Source organism: Blautia sp. ZXY-1-B12, assembly GCF_056339915.1.
In genome coordinates this window covers 12,471-28,959 of record NZ_JBWJVP010000067.1, presented here as the reverse complement: position 1 = coordinate 28,959, position 16,489 = coordinate 12,471, and the positions used below count along the sequence as shown (strand labels likewise).

Annotated in this window: 14 protein-coding genes and 1 pseudogene; 14 read left to right on the top strand and 1 reads right to left on the bottom strand. The window is 42.5% G+C overall.

All coding sequences use genetic code 11. The features are described 5' to 3' along the window. From AC075L_RS05120 to spoIVA, 7 genes and pseudogenes are all read left to right on the top strand, one after another. Positions 1-171, top strand: a 171-nt coding sequence (locus AC075L_RS05120) for a fumarate hydratase (protein ID WP_476387275.1), incomplete at its 5' end; no start/stop codon positions are given. A gap of 1 nt (position 172) precedes the next feature. Continuing rightward, positions 173-739, top strand: a complete 567-nt coding sequence (locus AC075L_RS05115) for a Fe-S-containing hydro-lyase (RefSeq protein WP_022380686.1) — start codon at positions 173-175, stop codon at positions 737-739. Positions 740-1,061: 322 nt separating this feature from the next. Next, the gene (locus AC075L_RS05110) at positions 1,062-1,763 is read left to right on the top strand and encodes a YoaK family protein (RefSeq protein ID WP_025576998.1); all 702 of its coding nucleotides are present in this window, start codon (positions 1,062-1,064) and stop codon (positions 1,761-1,763) included. 323 nt (positions 1,764-2,086) lie between these two features. Then, a complete protein-coding gene (locus AC075L_RS05105; RefSeq protein WP_008703034.1) occupies positions 2,087-2,566 on the top strand; it encodes a complex I 24 kDa subunit family protein in 480 nt (159 codons plus the stop codon). After that, positions 2,563-4,435 (top strand): annotated as a pseudogene (locus AC075L_RS05100) (NADH-ubiquinone oxidoreductase-F iron-sulfur binding region domain-containing protein). The gene AC075L_RS05105 and the pseudogene AC075L_RS05100 overlap by 4 nt, the downstream one beginning before the upstream one ends. Before the next feature lie 15 nt (positions 4,436-4,450). Further along, positions 4,451-6,139, top strand: a complete 1,689-nt coding sequence (locus tag AC075L_RS05095) for a [FeFe] hydrogenase, group A (RefSeq protein WP_196049221.1) — start codon at positions 4,451-4,453, stop codon at positions 6,137-6,139. Positions 6,140-6,415: 276 nt separating this feature from the next. Continuing rightward, positions 6,416-7,885, top strand: a complete 1,470-nt coding sequence (gene spoIVA / locus AC075L_RS05090; RefSeq protein ID WP_476387274.1) for a stage IV sporulation protein A — start codon at positions 6,416-6,418, stop codon at positions 7,883-7,885. Between the two features lie 81 nt (positions 7,886-7,966). Here the strand turns inward: spoIVA and AC075L_RS05085 are convergent, their stop codons facing one another. Beyond that, the gene (locus AC075L_RS05085) at positions 7,967-8,338 is read right to left on the bottom strand and encodes a NusG domain II-containing protein (protein ID WP_173680806.1); all 372 of its coding nucleotides are present in this window, start codon (positions 8,336-8,338) and stop codon (positions 7,967-7,969) included. Positions 8,339-8,474: 136 nt separating this feature from the next. Here AC075L_RS05085 and glpK point away from each other — a divergent pair, with 136 nt between their 5' ends. The 7 genes from glpK (at position 8,475) to hydF (ending at position 16,375) form a co-directional block, all read left to right on the top strand. Next, positions 8,475-9,971, top strand: coding sequence for a glycerol kinase GlpK (glpK, locus tag AC075L_RS05080; protein ID WP_025577002.1), 1,497 nt, complete (start codon positions 8,475-8,477; stop codon positions 9,969-9,971). A gap of 179 nt (positions 9,972-10,150) precedes the next feature. Continuing rightward, a complete protein-coding gene (locus tag AC075L_RS05075) occupies positions 10,151-11,020 on the top strand; it encodes a phosphoribosylaminoimidazolesuccinocarboxamide synthase (protein ID WP_020993888.1) in 870 nt (289 codons plus the stop codon). 217 nt (positions 11,021-11,237) lie between these two features. Further along, positions 11,238-12,218, top strand: coding sequence for a transglutaminase domain-containing protein (locus tag AC075L_RS05070; protein ID WP_118574278.1), 981 nt, complete (start codon positions 11,238-11,240; stop codon positions 12,216-12,218). Positions 12,219-12,257: 39 nt separating this feature from the next. After that, entirely contained in the window at positions 12,258-12,503 is a 246-nt protein-coding gene (locus tag AC075L_RS05065) for a TM1266 family iron-only hydrogenase system putative regulator (protein WP_020993889.1), read from the top strand. A 15-nt stretch (positions 12,504-12,518) separates the two neighbouring features. Next, on the top strand, positions 12,519-13,568 hold the full coding sequence (hydE, locus tag AC075L_RS05060; RefSeq protein ID WP_196049222.1) for a [FeFe] hydrogenase H-cluster radical SAM maturase HydE: 1,050 nt from the start codon (positions 12,519-12,521) through the stop codon (positions 13,566-13,568). A 125-nt stretch (positions 13,569-13,693) separates the two neighbouring features. Then, positions 13,694-15,115, top strand: coding sequence for a [FeFe] hydrogenase H-cluster radical SAM maturase HydG (hydG, locus tag AC075L_RS05055; RefSeq protein ID WP_196049223.1), 1,422 nt, complete (start codon positions 13,694-13,696; stop codon positions 15,113-15,115). A gap of 51 nt (positions 15,116-15,166) precedes the next feature. Further along, positions 15,167-16,375, top strand: coding sequence for a [FeFe] hydrogenase H-cluster maturation GTPase HydF (hydF, locus tag AC075L_RS05050; protein WP_196049224.1), 1,209 nt, complete (start codon positions 15,167-15,169; stop codon positions 16,373-16,375). The last annotated feature ends 114 nt before the right edge of the window (positions 16,376-16,489 follow it).

The following is a 16,489-nucleotide window of genomic DNA, read 5'->3' as shown; positions in this document are numbered from 1 at the left end:
AAAGAAATGCTGGAAAAAGTAAACAAGCTTGGAATCGGACCTCAGGGATTTGGCGGAAAGACAACAGCCATCGGCCTGAATATTGAAACAATGCCGACTCATATTGCAGGTATGCCATGTGCAGTTAATATCAACTGCCATGTAACCCGCCATAAATCGGAGGTGATCTGAGATGGAAAGAAAGAAAATTACACTTCCACTTACTAGAGAGCTGGCAAGAACTCTCCATGCAGGTGATCAGGTATTATTAACAGGTACTATTTATACATCCCGTGATGCAGGACACAAGAGAATGTGTGAGGCCCTTGCAAAAGGGGAAAAAATTCCATTTGATCCTACAGATGCAACCATCTACTATGTAGGACCAACTCCTGCAAAACCAGGCGCAGTCATCGGCTCTGCAGGTCCTACAACCAGCGGACGTATGGATGCCTATGCACCCACAATGATGTCTGTGGGAGCAAGAGGAATGATCGGTAAAGGTGCCCGCCTTCCGGAAGTAGTAGACGCCATGAAGAAATATGATGGTGTATACTTCGGAGCTATCGGCGGTGCAGGTGCGCTTCTTGCAAAATGCATCAAAAAGGCCGAACTGATCGCCTATGAAGATCTGGGAGCAGAAGCACTTCGTAAATTGTATGTAGAGGATATGCCTCTTGTAGTCATCATTGACTCAGAAGGCAATAATCTGTATGAGATGGGAAAAGCAGAATATCTCAAAGAACACGGAGATAAGTAATTCTGCAGATACATAAAAAAATAACTTCCATATGCTGTAGACATACAGTATATGGAAGTTGCTTTATATAGCCAAAATTATATATATATTGTATCCAATATATAAAAATCATATATACAATAATATGAATTATATCTTTTACATTTGACCTATAAACGTATAACATGATAATCAGGGTCAAAAAGGGACCCGCCAAACATGAGAAAGCAGCGATTTACGCAGTAAAGCAGCGGATTTCGAATGTTTGAAAATAAACGGTAAAAGAATAAAGGCAGTTATCCGTACAGGAGATAACTGCAAATAAACTTGAACGGGGAAAATCATGAAAGATCATAATCAACACGAAATACAAATGTCGGAAGCCTTTTTAAACAGTGCATTCCTGGCACTGTCAGGAGGTTTTCAGGATGCTTACACCTATAATGCAAGAAACGAAGTATTCTGTAATGCACAGACAGGAAACGTCGTTCTTATGAGCCAGCACTTTATGGCAGGAGAACTGACAGCAGGACTGGGATACTTCTTTCCTATTATTTTCTTTGCACTGGGCGTATGGGTTGCGGAGAAAATACAGGCAAATTATAAATATGCTCAGAAGCTCCATTGGCGGCAGGGTGTTCTGCTGGCAGAAATCCTGATCTTATTTACAGTAGGTTTCCTGCCAACCGAATACAATATGCTGGCAAATGCCATGGCATCTTTCGCCTGTGCAATGCAGGTACAGTCCTTCCGCAAAGTAAACGGATATTCCTATGCAAGTACTATGTGTATCGGTAATTTGCGCAGTGGTACAGCTGCGTTGTCAGTTTATTTTCGTGAAAAAAAATCAAAACAGCTAAAACAGGCGATGTATTATTTTGGAATCATCCTTATGTTTGCCTTGGGTGCCGGCATTGGTGGAAATCTGTCCATACGCTATGGAATCAGAATGATCTGGGTTTCCTGTGGATTCCTTATGATCAGCTTTCTGTTGATGTTTATAGAAAAATATAAGCATTTCCATGAGGAACATGAAATTAAATAATGCAGCCATTTCCAGAAAGGTCATTGAGAAGAAGATAATATTCTTTTCAATGATCTTTTTTTGTTTTGATATTGCTATTAAATTAACAACCCTGTTAAAGAAATTGCTTTTCATTTATATACATTTATGAATACTATACATCTATAACAAATTGTTATAAATTAATTTCAGAAAATTTCAAAAATGATATTGTGCAAAACAACTATATAATGTATAATATCAACAGCACATATGTTGAAAATAACTAAAGCTGCGTGGGAATCGATATATCGGTACTATATTAAAACCGATGTATCAAAATTACTATTTAAGGAGGGAACCGAATGTTAGACCAGTCTTATTACAGAAAAGCGGATGAGATCATCGAGCACTACGGACGTACAGCAGCATCGCTGATTCCGATCATGCAGGATATTCAGGCGGAATATCGTTACCTGCCGGGAGAATTGCTGACTTATGTAGCGAAAGAAATCGGAGTAAAAGAAGCCAAGGCCTACAGTGTCGCCACATTCTATGAGAATTTTTCTTTTGAGCCGAAAGGGAAATATGTCATTAAAGTGTGTGACGGAACAGCCTGTCATGTGAGAAAATCCATGCCTGTAAAAGAGGCTTTGATGAAGGAACTTGGACTGAGCAACAAGAAACACACTACAGATGACATGCTTTTTACCGTAGAAACAGTATCCTGTCTGGGTGCATGTGGACTTGCCCCCACACTGACTGTCAATGATGAAGTACATCCGAAGATGACTCCTGAGAAAGCTGTAGAACTTTTGAATAAACTGAGAGGAGAGTGCGTATGAGTATTAAGAGTAAAGAAGACCTGTTAAATAAGCAGGCTGAAGTAAATGAGCAGATTAAATCTTATACCTGCCGCGTTCTTGTCTGTTCAGGTACCGGATGTATCGCATCCGGAGCGCAGAAGATTTATGAAGAGATGCTCAGTACTCTGTGAGAGAATTGATGGAGTAACAGTTGAAATGCAGAAGGATGTGCCTCATGTAGGCGTGATCAAGACAGGGTGCCAGGGCTTATGTGAACTTGGACCTCTGATGAGAATTGAACCATATGATTATCAGTATGTTCACGTACAGCCGGAAGACTGTAAGGAAATTGTGGAGAGAACTATATTGGAAGGGAAACCTGTAGAGAGACTGTTTTATCGAGATAATAATACAGTCTGTCCACATCCTGATGATATTCCTTTCTTAAATCAACAGACACGTATCGTTCTTGAAAACTGTGGAAAAATCGATGCGGAATCTATCGAAGAGTATATTGCTGTGGGAGGCTATCAGGCACTTGCAAAAGTGATGGGAAGCATGTCCCCGCAGGAAGTTATTGATGAAGTAACTAAATCCGGGCTTCGCGGTCGTGGCGGTGCAGGATTCCCGGCAGGCAAGAAATGGTCTCAGGTTGCACGCCAGGCAGAGAAAACCCGCTATGTTGTATGTAATGGTGATGAGGGTGATCCCGGTGCATTTATGGATGGTTCCGTCATGGAAGGTGATCCATATAAGATGATCGAAGGTATGACTATTGCAGCCTACGCAGTCGGTGCGGAGAATGGATATATTTATGTTCGTGCAGAGTATCCTCTTTCTGTAAAGAGACTTAGGATGGCGATTGAACAGGCAGAAAAATATGGCCTGTTAGGTGATAATATTTTAAATTCCGGTGTAAACTTCCATTTACATATCAACAGAGGTGCCGGAGCTTTCGTATGTGGAGAAGGTTCGGCACTTACCGCATCTATCGAGGGTAACAGAGGTATGCCTCGTGTAAAACTGCCCCGTACAGTAGAGAAAGGTCTGTGGGGTAAACCTACAGTTCTTAATAATGTAGAAACTTATGCCAATGTACCGAAGATCATTCTTCAGGGAGCAGACTGGTTCCGCACCATCGGTACAGAGGGAAGCCCCGGAACAAAAACCTTCTCACTGACCGGTTCTATCGAGAATACCGGTCTGATCGAGGTTCCTATGGGAACCACACTCCGCCACATTATCTATGATATCGGTGGTGGTTTAAAGAGTGGCGCCGCATTTAAGGGCGTCCAGATCGGCGGTCCGTCCGGCGGATGTCTGATCCTTGACCAGCTGGATGCACCTCTTGATTTTGATTCTGTCAAAAAATTAGATGCGATTATGGGATCTGGTGGTCTGGTAGTTATGGACGAGAATACCTGTATGGTTGAGGTTGCCAGATTCTTTATGAACTTCACCCAGCGTGAGAGCTGCGGTAAATGTGTACCGTGCCGTGAGGGTACCAAACGTATGCTGGAGATCCTGGAGAGGATCGTAGATGGCAAGGGTGAGATGTCCGATCTGGATGAGTTGGAAGAGCTTGCAAATATGGTTCAGAACATGGCTCTGTGCGGACTTGGCAAGAGTGCACCTCTTCCTGTTATCAGTACTCTCAAACGCTTCCGCGATGAATATGAGGAACATATCCGCGATAAGAAATGCCGTGCAAAAGTATGTACTGCTCTTCGTCAGTTCCACATCAACCCTGAGTTCTGTATTGGCTGCGGTAAATGCGCAAAGAACTGTCCGGCAGGTGCGATCTCAGGTAAGATTAAACATCCATATCACATTGATAACGACATCTGTATCAAATGCGGTGCATGTAAGGACAACTGTAACTTTGATGCAGTATATGTGGAAGCATAGAAGGGAGGATACACTATGGGCCATATGATAATTGACGGTAGAAAGGTAGAATTTACCGATGAAAAAAATGTCCTGTCTGTCATCCGCAAGGCAGGGATCAATATTCCGACACTGTGCTACCACTCAGAGGTATCCACTTTTGGTGCCTGTCGTTTATGTACAGTTGAAGACGAGAGGGGAAAAACATTTGCCTCATGTTCTGAACAGCCAAGAGATGGAATGGTGATCTATACCAATTCCGGAAGAGTCAAGAAATACAGAAAACTAATTGTAGAATTATTGCTTGCAGCACATTGTCGTGACTGTACAACCTGTATCAAGAGTGGTGAGTGTGTCCTTCAGGAACTGGCACACAGGTTGGGCGTACAGACAATCCGTTTCAAAAATACCAGGGAATATCATGAGTTGGATACAAGTTCTCCTTCTCTGGTTCGTGATCCAAACAAATGTATTCTGTGTGGTGACTGCGTACGTGCCTGCGAAGAACTTCAGGGAATCGGAGCTTTAGGCTTTGCATTCCGGGGAACTGAGGCCATGGTAATGCCTGCATTTAACAAAAAAATCGCAGAGACAGAATGTGTAAACTGCGGTCAGTGTCGTGTATATTGCCCAACAGGTGCTATTGCGATCAAGACACATATGGACGAGGCATGGGAAGCACTTGCTGATCCGAATATACGTGTAGTTGCTCAGATTGCTCCTGCAGTACGTGTCGCAGTAGGTGATCATTATGGACTGACCAAAGGCAAGAGTGTTATGGGTAAGATTGTCAATGCTCTCCACAGAATGGGATTCGATGAAGTTTATGATACTTCATTCAGTGCTGACCTTACTATTATGGAAGAGAGTGCCGAGTTCCTTGACAGAATTAAGAAGGGTGAGAAACTTCCGCTTCTTACTTCCTGCTGTCCTGCATGGGTGAAGTTTATCACAGACCAGTACAAGGATTATATTCCGAATCTTTCTACCTGCCGTTCTCCACAGGGAATGCTCTCCGCAGTAATCAAAGAGTACTTCCGCGATCCGAAGCATGCCGGCGGCAAGAAAACAGTTATGATCTCTATTATGCCATGTACAGCCAAGAAGGCAGAAGCAGTTCGTCCGAACAGCTTCACAGACGGTGAACAGGATACAGATATCGTTATTACAACTACAGAGTTGCTCCGCATGATCGACAACTTTGGTCTTGACTTTGCAACTCTTGATCCGGAAGCCTGTGATATGCCGTTTGGCTTCGGCTCCGGTGGTGGTGTTATCTTTGGTGTTACAGGAGGTGTTACAGAAGCAGTTCTCCGCCGCCTGACTCCGGATCACAGCAAAGAAACCATGCATGAGATCGCAGAATGCGGTGTTCGTGGAGATGAGGGAATCAAGGAATTTACAGTTCCTTATGAAGGAATGAACCTTAATATCTGTGTTGCCAGCGGCCTTGCAAATGCAAGAACCGTTATGGAACAGGTTAAGAATGGTGAGAAAGAATATCATCTGATCGAGATCATGGCATGCCGCCGCGGATGTATCATGGGTGGCGGACAGCCGACAAGATCCGGCGACAGAACCAAAGCTCTGAGAGCTAAGGGCCTGTATAATGCAGATAATACAACTATCATTAAGAAATCCGATGAAAACCCGTTAGTTCTGGAACTTTACAACGGACTTCTGAAAGGCAAAGAGCATCATCTGCTTCACAATGATTCCTATTAAAGAACATCTGTGATACCTGACAGTAACAATATGTCATTACTGTTCACTCCGTTCACAGTAACGTAGCCAAAATTCATTCCAGATTGCCTGCGGCAATAGAATTTTGGCTTGTATGTCTCGGGATTTTGGCATATTCATGCCAAAACACCTCGCGGGATAGTGGTGTGTGAACAGTAACAATATATCCAAATGATAAATAGAATATTTTAAAGCTTCCTTGCATATTTTATAACAATACATGAAGGTTATGTGTAAATATGCAAGGGGGCTATTTTTATGGAAAATTTTCAGGTGTATCGTGATATCCAGGCCCGTACAGGGGGAGATATATACATAGGGGTCGTAGGACCTGTCCGCACAGGAAAATCTACATTTATCCGCAGATTCATGGAACTTGTTGCATTGCCGCAGATGTCAGATACAAAGCAGGCAGAGATCAGAGATCAGCTTCCTTTAAGCGGATCAGGCAAAATCATCACCACAGCAGAAACAAAATTTATTCCCAAAGAAGCAGTTCCCATCACTCTCGGAGAAGATCAGCAGGTAAAGATCCGCCTGATCGACAGTGTGGGTTTTCTGGTAAAGGGTGCATCCGGGCAGACGGAGGACGGGAAAGAACGAATGGTAAAAACTCCCTGGTTTGAGCAGGCAATCCCATTTCGCGAGGCCGCACGCATCGGAACACAGAAAGTAATTCAGGAGCATTCCACAATAGGTATTGTGGTCACAACTGACGGAAGTTTCGGTGAACTTCCCAGAGACAATTTTCCGGAGGCAGAAGAGAAGACTATTCAGGAACTGAAAAAACAGCAGAAACCATTTATCGTGCTGGTAAATTCGCAGATGCCATATAAAGATGCGGCTCTGAAAACAGCGGAAGAAATTCAACAGAAATATAAGGTAACTGCTCTGACAGTAAACTGTGACCAATTGAGAAAAGAAGATATTGCCAGGATTCTGGAGAAGGTTTTATATGAATTTCCTGTCAGTCAGATTCAGTTTTTTATTCCGCGCTGGGTAGAAATGCTTCCCCTGGAGCATGAATTAAAACAGCAGATCCTTTCACAGATCAGGGATAAAATGAAAAGTATGCAGCATATACGTGATATCGCAAAGGAATCTGTAAAATTATCCGGACCTTATGTACAGGATTCCCTTCTGGAAGATGTAGGCTTATCCGATGGAACAGTAAAGGTAAGAATACGCATAAAGGAAGAATATTATTACAGGATGCTCAGTCAGATGAGTGGGATCGAAATGGAGAGTGAATATGAACTGATCCATACAATGCAGGAACTGGTACATATGAAAGAGGAATATGTAAAAGTGCAGGCTGCACTGGAAGCAGTGCGTGGAACCGGTTATGGTGTGGTTGTCCCGAATCTGGATGAGATTGAGATCGCACAGCCTGAAGTGATCCGACAGGGAAATAAATATGGAGTAAAGATAAAATCAAAGAGTCCGTCTATCCATATGATAAAGGCAAATATAGAAACTGAAATTGCTCCCATAGTAGGAACAGAACAGCAGGCAAAGGATCTGATCCAGTATATTGACGAAGGCAGCCAGAGGGGGGAGAGTATCTGGGAGACTAATATTTTCGGTAAATCCATTGAGCAGCTGGTACAGGATGGCATCCGAAGCAAGATTGCAGCTATCAGCGAAGAAAGCCAGGTAAAGCTTCAGGATACCATGCAGAAAATTGTCAATGACAGTAAGGGCGGGCTGGTGTGTATCATCATATAGCTGCCGTATAATATGATGCCTTTAAATTTTGCTTTTTAGCCGAACTGTGAAACAGTTATTCAGTTACAGGCAACGGAGAGCTCAGGTTACTGTGTCAATTACCGGTTCGTCAGTTTTTTTACTGTCAGTACTTTTTTCCCCTTCAATAACGACTTTATTAGGGAGGCATACGATGGTGCCTCCTTTTTCATCGATTGCCTTCTGTTTCATACACAGATGATCGGGGCATTGTGCAGAGATCATACGTGCCTGACCGTCTTTGATCTCACAGACATTTGTATCGTTGATTTTAATCGTCTGATCCTTTTCCAGAGAATAAGTTCCATATTCTTTTCCGTCTACAGTAATACGGATGGAACCATGACTGCCCTTATTTATAAGAGACATTCCTCCCCACATCGCCAGTGCAAGAATAAGAATACCACCTATAAAAATAAATTCTTTTTTCTTCAAAATATTGTACTCCATCTTTCTATAATAGCAGTAACGTTTCGTTTTGTCTGCATCATAACATGAATAAAAAAGAATAGCAACCTTTAGATGTTTGTGGTATGGTTATAATAATGAAAGAGAACGGAGGAAATCTTTTATGGGAAAATATATTATGGCACTGGATGCCGGGACGACCAGCAACCGCTGTATCCTGTTTAATGAAAAGGGAGAACGTTTAAGTGTTGCACAGAGAGAATTTACCCAGTATTTCCCGAAACCGGGCTGGGTAGAACATGATGCAGATGAGATATGGGCCAGTATGCTGGGTGTGGCAGTAGAGGCAATGACCAAGATCGGAGCAGATGCTTCAAAGATCGCTGCGATCGGAATCACAAACCAGAGAGAAACTGCAATCGTATGGGATAAAAATACCGGCGTACCTGTCTATCATGCGATCGTATGGCAGTGCCGCAGAACATCGGAATACTGCGACTCGCTGAAAGCCAGAGGACTGACTGAGAAATTCAGGGAGAAAACAGGGCTTGTGATCGATGCTTATTTCTCTGCAACAAAAATAAAGTGGATTCTGGACAATGTAGAAGGAGCCAGAGAGAAAGCGCAGAAAGGGCAGCTTTTGTTTGGAACTGTGGAAACCTGGCTGATCTGGAAACTGACAAAGGGCAGAGTCCATGTTACAGATTATTCCAATGCATCCAGAACCATGCTTTTTAATATCAATACTTTACAGTGGGATCAGGAAATTCTGAATGAACTTGACATTCCAAAGTCCATGCTTCCCAAACCAATGCCATCCAGCTGTATTTATGGAAAAGCAGATCCGGCAGTCCTTGGCGGTGCTATCCCTATTGCAGGTGCAGCAGGTGATCAGCAGGCTGCTTTGTTTGGCCAGACCTGCTTTAATGCCGGAGAAGCAAAAAATACTTATGGCACAGGATGTTTTCTTCTGATGAATACAGGAGAAAAACCTGTCTTTTCAAAAAACGGACTGGTTACTACGATTGCATGGGGATTGGACGGAAAGGTAACCTATGCATTGGAAGGATCAATTTTTGTTGCAGGTGCAGCTATCCAGTGGCTGCGAGATGAATTAAAGGTAATTGATTCCTCTGAAGATTCCGAGTATATGGCAAATAAAGTATCAGATACACATGGATGTTATGTTGTGCCGGCCTTTACAGGACTGGGAGCTCCCCACTGGGATCAGTATGCGAGAGGTACGATTGTAGGAATTACCCGCGGTGTGAACAAATATCATATTATCCGCGCAACGCTGGAATCTATTGCCTATCAGGTAAATGACGTACTAAATGCCATGAAAGCAGATTCAGGCATTAATCTGGCGGCATTAAAAGTTGATGGCGGAGCCAGTGCCAACAATTTCCTGATGCAGACACAGGCAGATATTATCAATGCACCGGTCAACCGTCCATGCTGTGTTGAGACAACTGCAATGGGGGCTGCTTATCTGGCAGGTCTGGCAGTAGGCTACTGGAGCAGTAAAGAAGAAGTGCGCCACAATTGGTCCATTGACCAGAAATTCTACCCGTCTATCACCGAAGAAACAAGAGAGCAAAAGATTAAAGGATGGAATAAAGCTGTGAAATATTCTTACGGATGGGCGAAGGATGAATAAAGCCATTTCAGGATATGAAGTGGAATTCATATTTGCTTACATTTTATCAGCAAAGCTAAATAAAATTCAGTGTATTGACAATCTTACAGAGATAGTGGTACGGTAATACAGTAATTTCGGCCAAGGCCGATGATTTTGGAGTTTTACAAATTACATAACGAATATTGAGGTGCGAAAAAATGCAGGAAATGAAACCAATCAAAGAAGGTAAAGTACGTGAGATTTATGACAACGGTGACAGCCTGATCATGGTTGCGACAGACCGCATCAGCTGCTTTGATGTTATCCTGAACAATCAGGTAACCAAGAAGGGAACTGTACTGACTCAGATGTCCAAGTTCTGGTTTGACATGACAGAAGACATTCTGCCGAACCACATGATTTCTGTAGATGTAAAAGATATGCCTGAATTTTTCCAGCAGGAGAAATTTGATGGAAACAGCATGATGTGCCGTAAGCTTGAAATGCTGCCTATCGAGTGTATTGTTCGTGGATATATTACAGGAAGCGGCTGGGAAAGCTACAAAAAGACAGGTAAAGTCTGCGGCATTGAATTACCGGAAGGACTGAAGGAATCTGACAAGCTTCCTGAGCCGATCTATACTCCGTCCACAAAGGCTGAGATTGGCGATCATGATGAAAATATCTCCTATGAGCAGAGTATCGCTCACCTTGAGAAATATTTCCCGGGAAGAGGAGAGGAATTAGCTGCAAAACTTCGTGATAATACAATTGCACTTTATAAGAAATGTGCAGAATACGCATTAAGCAAGGGAATCATTATCGCAGATACCAAATTTGAATTTGGCCTGGATAAAGACGGAAACATGGTGATCGGTGATGAGATGCTCACACCGGACAGCTCCCGTTTCTGGCCTGCTGAAGGATATGAACCGGGACATGGTCAGCCATCCTTTGACAAACAGTTTGCACGTGACTGGCTGAAAGCAAATCCGGACAATGACTGGACACTTCCGCAGGACATTGTGGATAAGACAATTGGAAAATATCTTCAGGGTTATGAAATGCTTACAGGTAAGAAATTATAATAATTCAGAGATATAGCAGATACTGCTGTTCGAAACATTGATAAAAGTTCGGGCAGCAGTATTTTTTTGCTAAAATGCCACAAAAATATGGAAATCAGATAGATTTTTTGTTACACTAAAGTGAAGAAGGGAATGGAAGAGACAGGATCGTAATCATGGTATATGGTTATATTTTTTGTTTCTGGATTCACGAGAATATGTAAGGAGAAAAAGGGTTATGAAAACACTGAAAAAATTACTTTATATCATAATGGCAGTTGCTGTTTTGGCAGTGCCGGTATTTGGTGTACAGGCTGCGGAAAATGATATTCCTGTTACAGAGCAGTCCGGGGTATCCCCGACGCCATCTCCGGTTCCCATAAGAGAACTGGTTACAAAGGGAAATAAGATTTACTATTATTACAAGGGAAAGATGGTTAAGAACAAATGGAAGAGATATAATGGTTATAAGTATTATTTTGGCGCAAATGGAAATGCTGTGCGAGGAGGACAGCGTATCAACAATGTAGTTTATGTTTTTGATGAGAAAGGACGTTTATTTGAGAATAAACAGAATAAAATTGTAAAATCCGGATCCAATATTTATCATATAAGGACAGAACACGGCCGTGCCAGCATTGGATATTTTATCTATAAGAATAATCTGTATTATGCGGATCCAAAAGGAAGGCTGTATCAGAAGAAATCCAGACAGAACGGACAGCTTTATTTTACCAATTCCGGTGCTGCAAGAAAAGATTATAATGCTCTGCTGAAAATGCGTGTGATGCAGATTGTATCGTCAATCACAAATTCAGGTATGAGTCAGAGCCAGAAGCTTTATGCATGTTGGAAATATGTTGTTTACGGAGGATTTTACTATGGTGGTCCGGATCCTAACATTTACCAGAGTGGCTGGGCGCGCAGTGAGGCATTGAGGATGTTTCGTACAGGATATGGCAACTGTTATGGATTTTCCTGTATTTTTGCTGCTCTTGCAAGAGAAATAGGATATACACCGTATATGATCTGTGGCCGGGTACCGGGAAGCAGAGATGGAGCGGCAGATGGCTTCACCCGTCATTGCTGGGTAGAAATCAATGGTCTTTATTATGATCCGGAAGCACAGTATGCCGGCTGGATGACAGGGGTTTATGGTTATGATTACTATCCGATCAGTCACCAGATCCAGAGAGTTGTTAACTTTTGTAAATTCTAATGTGCAGATAAGTTGACTAATTATATGAGAGGTGTTTCTATGGAAAGCAGAATTGCAGTGATTAGTATTATAGTAGAGAATTCAGATTCTGTAGAATGTCTGAACAGGATTCTTCATGAATATGGCATTTATATCATCGGCAGAATGGGGATTCCTTACAGGCAGAGAGGGATAAGCATTATCAGTGTGGCAATAGATGCACCTCTGGATATAATCAATGCACTGACCGGAAAAATTGGCCGGCTGGCAGGGGTTTCAGCAAAAACAGTCTATTCGAAAGCTTAGAGGAAATGAAAATATATGGCATCAGCAGAGTTGCAGACACCTGAACACATTCAGGAGACACAGAATATTACCAGAGAAGAACTGGAAATGATTTTACATACACAGAATCCACTGGTAACGGAAGAACTACGAAGAAGAGCACAACAGACCGCAAAAGCAATTTACGGAAATAAAATTTATGTCCGTGGTCTGATCGAATTTACAAATTACTGCAAGAACAATTGTTATTATTGTGGTATACGCTGTTCAAATACGGATGCAGACAGATACCGGCTTTCTTTGGAACAGATTCTGTCCTGCTGTGAAACAGGATGGAATCTTGGTTTTCGGACTTTTGTTCTGCAGGGCGGAGAAGATCCGCATTTCACAGATGAACATATTTGTCAGATTGTCCGCACGATTAAAGAAATATACCCTGACTGTGCAGTGACTCTTTCTATTGGAGAAAAGAGTGAAGAAAGCTATCAGGCATATTTTAATGCAGGCGCTGACAGATATCTCTTGCGTCATGAGACAGCAGATGAAGATCATTACAAAAAACTTCACCCGGAACAGATGTCCCTGGTTTTCAGAAAAAATTGTCTGAAAAACCTGAAGAAAATAGGATATCAAACCGGATGTGGATTCATGGTAGGATCTCCGGGACAAACTGTAGATACACTTTACTGCGATCTTTTATTTATTAAGGAATTAAAGCCTGAAATGATAGGAATTGGACCGTTTATTCCTCACAAAGACACCCCGTTTGCTAAAGAATTACCCGGAACTCTGGAGCAGACTCTGCGATTATTGTCAATTATCCGCCTGATCCACCCACACGCACTTCTTCCGGCAACAACAGCCCTTGGAACCATAGACCCCAAGGGCAGAGAGAAGGGAATTTTGGCAGGGGCCAATGTAGTAATGCCCAATTTATCACCGGTCAATGTCCGGGATAAGTATACCCTTTATGATAATAAGATCTGTACAGGTGATGAAGCTGCTGAATGCAAAGCCTGTATGGCAGCACGTATGAAGAGCATTGGTTATGAAGTAGTGACAGACAGAGGCGATTATAAAGCATGACTGCAGTTTACTCCTGAATAACTTAAGCATCCGCGATAAGCGGAACATAAAACTGAATATAGAAAAAACTAATCGGAAAGCGGCAGATAAGGAAGCCCCTGACCGAAAAGAAAGGAAACAAATCTATGTATAATCCAAAATCATTAAAAGCAGAGGAATTTATTTCCGACGAAGAGATCAGAGAAACCCTTGCATATGCAGATGCAAACAAAGAAAATGTGGCGCTGATCGACCAGATCCTTGCGAAGGCAAAAGAATGTAAAGGACTTACCCACAGAGAAGCCTCTGTCCTTCTTGCCTGTCCCATTCCTGAGAAGATTCAGGAGATGTATGATCTGGCAGCGGAGATCAAGAAAGAATTCTACGGAAACAGAATCGTTCTGTTTGCCCCTCTGTATCTTTCCAACTATTGCGTAAACGGCTGTGTGTACTGTCCGTATCATAAGAAAAATCAGCATATTGCCCGCAAAAAACTTACTCAGGAAGAAATTGTAAAAGAAGTAACTGCCCTTCAGGATATGGGACATAAACGTCTTGCTATTGAAGCCGGAGAGGATCCGATCAATAATCCCATCGAGTACATTCTGGAATGCATCCAGACAATCTACAGCATTAAACATAAGAATGGTGCCATTCGACGTGTCAATGTAAATATTGCTGCCACAACTGTGGAAAATTACAGGAAATTAAAAGATGCAGGAATCGGTACCTACATTCTTTTTCAGGAGACTTATCATAAAGAAAGTTACGAAACACTTCATCCAACAGGTCCGAAACATAACTATGCCTATCATACAGAAGCAATGGACCGCGCAATGGAAGGCGGCATTGATGATGTAGGACTGGGTGTATTATTTGGTCTTGAACTTTACAGATATGAGTTTGCCGGGCTTCTGATGCATGCGGAACATCTTGAGGCAGTTCATGGAGTAGGTCCTCATACTATCAGTGTGCCTCGTATCAAACATGCGGATGATATTGATCCTTCTGCTTTTGATAACAGTATCAGTGATGAAGTTTTTGCCAAAATCTGTGCACTGATCAGGATTGCTGTGCCATATACGGGAATGATCATTTCCACAAGAGAAAGTAAAGCAGTTCGTGAAAAAGTACTTCCTCTGGGAGTTTCTCAGATCAGCGGTGCCTCCAGAACAAGTGTTGGCGGGTATGACGTTCCTGAAACAGAAGATGAAGTGACATCTGCACAATTTGACGTCAGTGACCAGAGATCTCTGGATGAAATCGTTAACTGGCTGATGGGTATGGGAGATATCCCAAGCTTCTGTACTGCCTGTTACAGAGCAGGAAGAACAGGTGACCGTTTTATGTCTTTGTGCAAAAGTAAACAGATTTCCAACTGCTGCCATCCCAATGCACTGATGACATTGATGGAATATCTCCAGGATTATGCAAGCCCTGAGACGAAAAAAGTCGGACTGGAGCTGATTCAAAAAGAACTGGAAAATATCCCGGGCGAAAAGATAAGGAAACTTACGGAAGAACACCTTGCAGATATTGTAAACGGACAGAGAGATTTCCGATTCTGACATTCTCTGCACTTTTAACGATCAACATAATTCTTGAAAGAAGGGATTAATATGGCAGTGACACTGAACGAAACACCTTCCGGAAACCGTCTGCATATCGGAATCTTTGGCAAAACCAACAGTGGAAAATCCTCATTTATCAATACTTTTTCCGGGCAGAAAGTATCGATTGTTGCGGATGTTGCCGGAACTACCACAGATCCTGTATACAAATCAATGGAAATCTATCCTCTTGGTCCCTGTGTCCTCATCGATACGGCAGGATTTGATGATGAAGGAGAACTGGGTGCATTACGAATAGAAAAAACCAGTCTGGCTGCACAGAAAACTGAACTGGCGATCATCCTTTTCTGCGGGGATGAAATGGTACAGGAATTAAAATGGTATAACTATTTTAAGAAACGGCAGACACCGGTAATCCCGGTGCTTGGTAAAGCTGATCTATATACACAGGAACAAAAAGAATATCTGATTCAGATGATTCAGAAAAATACAGGAGAAACAGTCTGTCCTGTCAGTTCTGAAACGGGAGAGGGAATCCGGAAACTAAAAGAGCTTCTGGCAGAAAAAATCCCGGAAGGCTACGGTAACAGAATGATCACCGGGAATCTGGTTTCCAAAGATGATCTGGTACTCCTTGTAATGCCACAGGATATCCAGGCACCAAAGGGACGGCTGATCCTGCCCCAGGTACAGACTCTACGAGAACTGCTGGATAAAAGATGTCTCATAATGAGTGTAACTACTGACCGGTATCCGGCTGCATTGAAGACTCTTTCCAGACCACCGAAGCTGATCATCACAGATTCTCAGGTGTTCCCATACATCTATGAGAACAAACCAAAAGAGAGCATGCTTACTTCCTTTTCTGTACTGTTTGCGGCATACAAGGGAGATCTTTCTTACTACATAGAGGGAGCAAAAGCAATTGACAGTCTGAAAGAAACTTCTCATGTACTGATTGCCGAATGCTGCACACATGCACCTCTGAAAGAGGATATTGGCAGAGTGAAAATTCCCCGGATGCTGAAAAAACGATTTGGAGAAAACCTGCAGGTAGAGCTGGTAAGCGGAACCGATTTTCCGGATGACCTTACCGGATATGATCTGATCATCCAGTGCGGAGCATGTATGTTTAACCGGAAATATGTGATGTACCGCATCGACAGGGCAAAGAAGCAACAGGTACCTGTGACCAATTACGGGATAACCATCGCACATCTTACTGGAATACTGGATCATGTGGCATTGCCGGAATGATGATTCCAATCCCGAAAAATAACAGATATTAACAAATACATAAAGACTGCTGTACAGTTGGATTACTGTATGGCAGTTTTATTATATTACAGGAAATTAATCCTGCTAATCCTG

Coding starts and splice junctions, on each gene's coding strand:
- hydE (WP_196049222.1), top strand. CDS start 12,519: ATGGCATCAGCAGAGTTGCAGACACCTGAACACATTCAGGAGACACAG.
- AC075L_RS05070 (WP_118574278.1), top strand. CDS start 11,238: ATGAAAACACTGAAAAAATTACTTTATATCATAATGGCAGTTGCTGTT.
- AC075L_RS05115 (WP_022380686.1), top strand. CDS start 173: ATGGAAAGAAAGAAAATTACACTTCCACTTACTAGAGAGCTGGCAAGA.
- hydG (WP_196049223.1), top strand. CDS start 13,694: ATGTATAATCCAAAATCATTAAAAGCAGAGGAATTTATTTCCGACGAA.
- hydF (WP_196049224.1), top strand. CDS start 15,167: ATGGCAGTGACACTGAACGAAACACCTTCCGGAAACCGTCTGCATATC.
- glpK (WP_025577002.1), top strand. CDS start 8,475: ATGGGAAAATATATTATGGCACTGGATGCCGGGACGACCAGCAACCGC.
- AC075L_RS05110 (WP_025576998.1), top strand. CDS start 1,062: ATGAAAGATCATAATCAACACGAAATACAAATGTCGGAAGCCTTTTTA.
- spoIVA (WP_476387274.1), top strand. CDS start 6,416: ATGGAAAATTTTCAGGTGTATCGTGATATCCAGGCCCGTACAGGGGGA.
- AC075L_RS05095 (WP_196049221.1), top strand. CDS start 4,451: ATGGGCCATATGATAATTGACGGTAGAAAGGTAGAATTTACCGATGAA.
- AC075L_RS05075 (WP_020993888.1), top strand. CDS start 10,151: ATGCAGGAAATGAAACCAATCAAAGAAGGTAAAGTACGTGAGATTTAT.
- AC075L_RS05105 (WP_008703034.1), top strand. CDS start 2,087: ATGTTAGACCAGTCTTATTACAGAAAAGCGGATGAGATCATCGAGCAC.
- AC075L_RS05065 (WP_020993889.1), top strand. CDS start 12,258: ATGGAAAGCAGAATTGCAGTGATTAGTATTATAGTAGAGAATTCAGAT.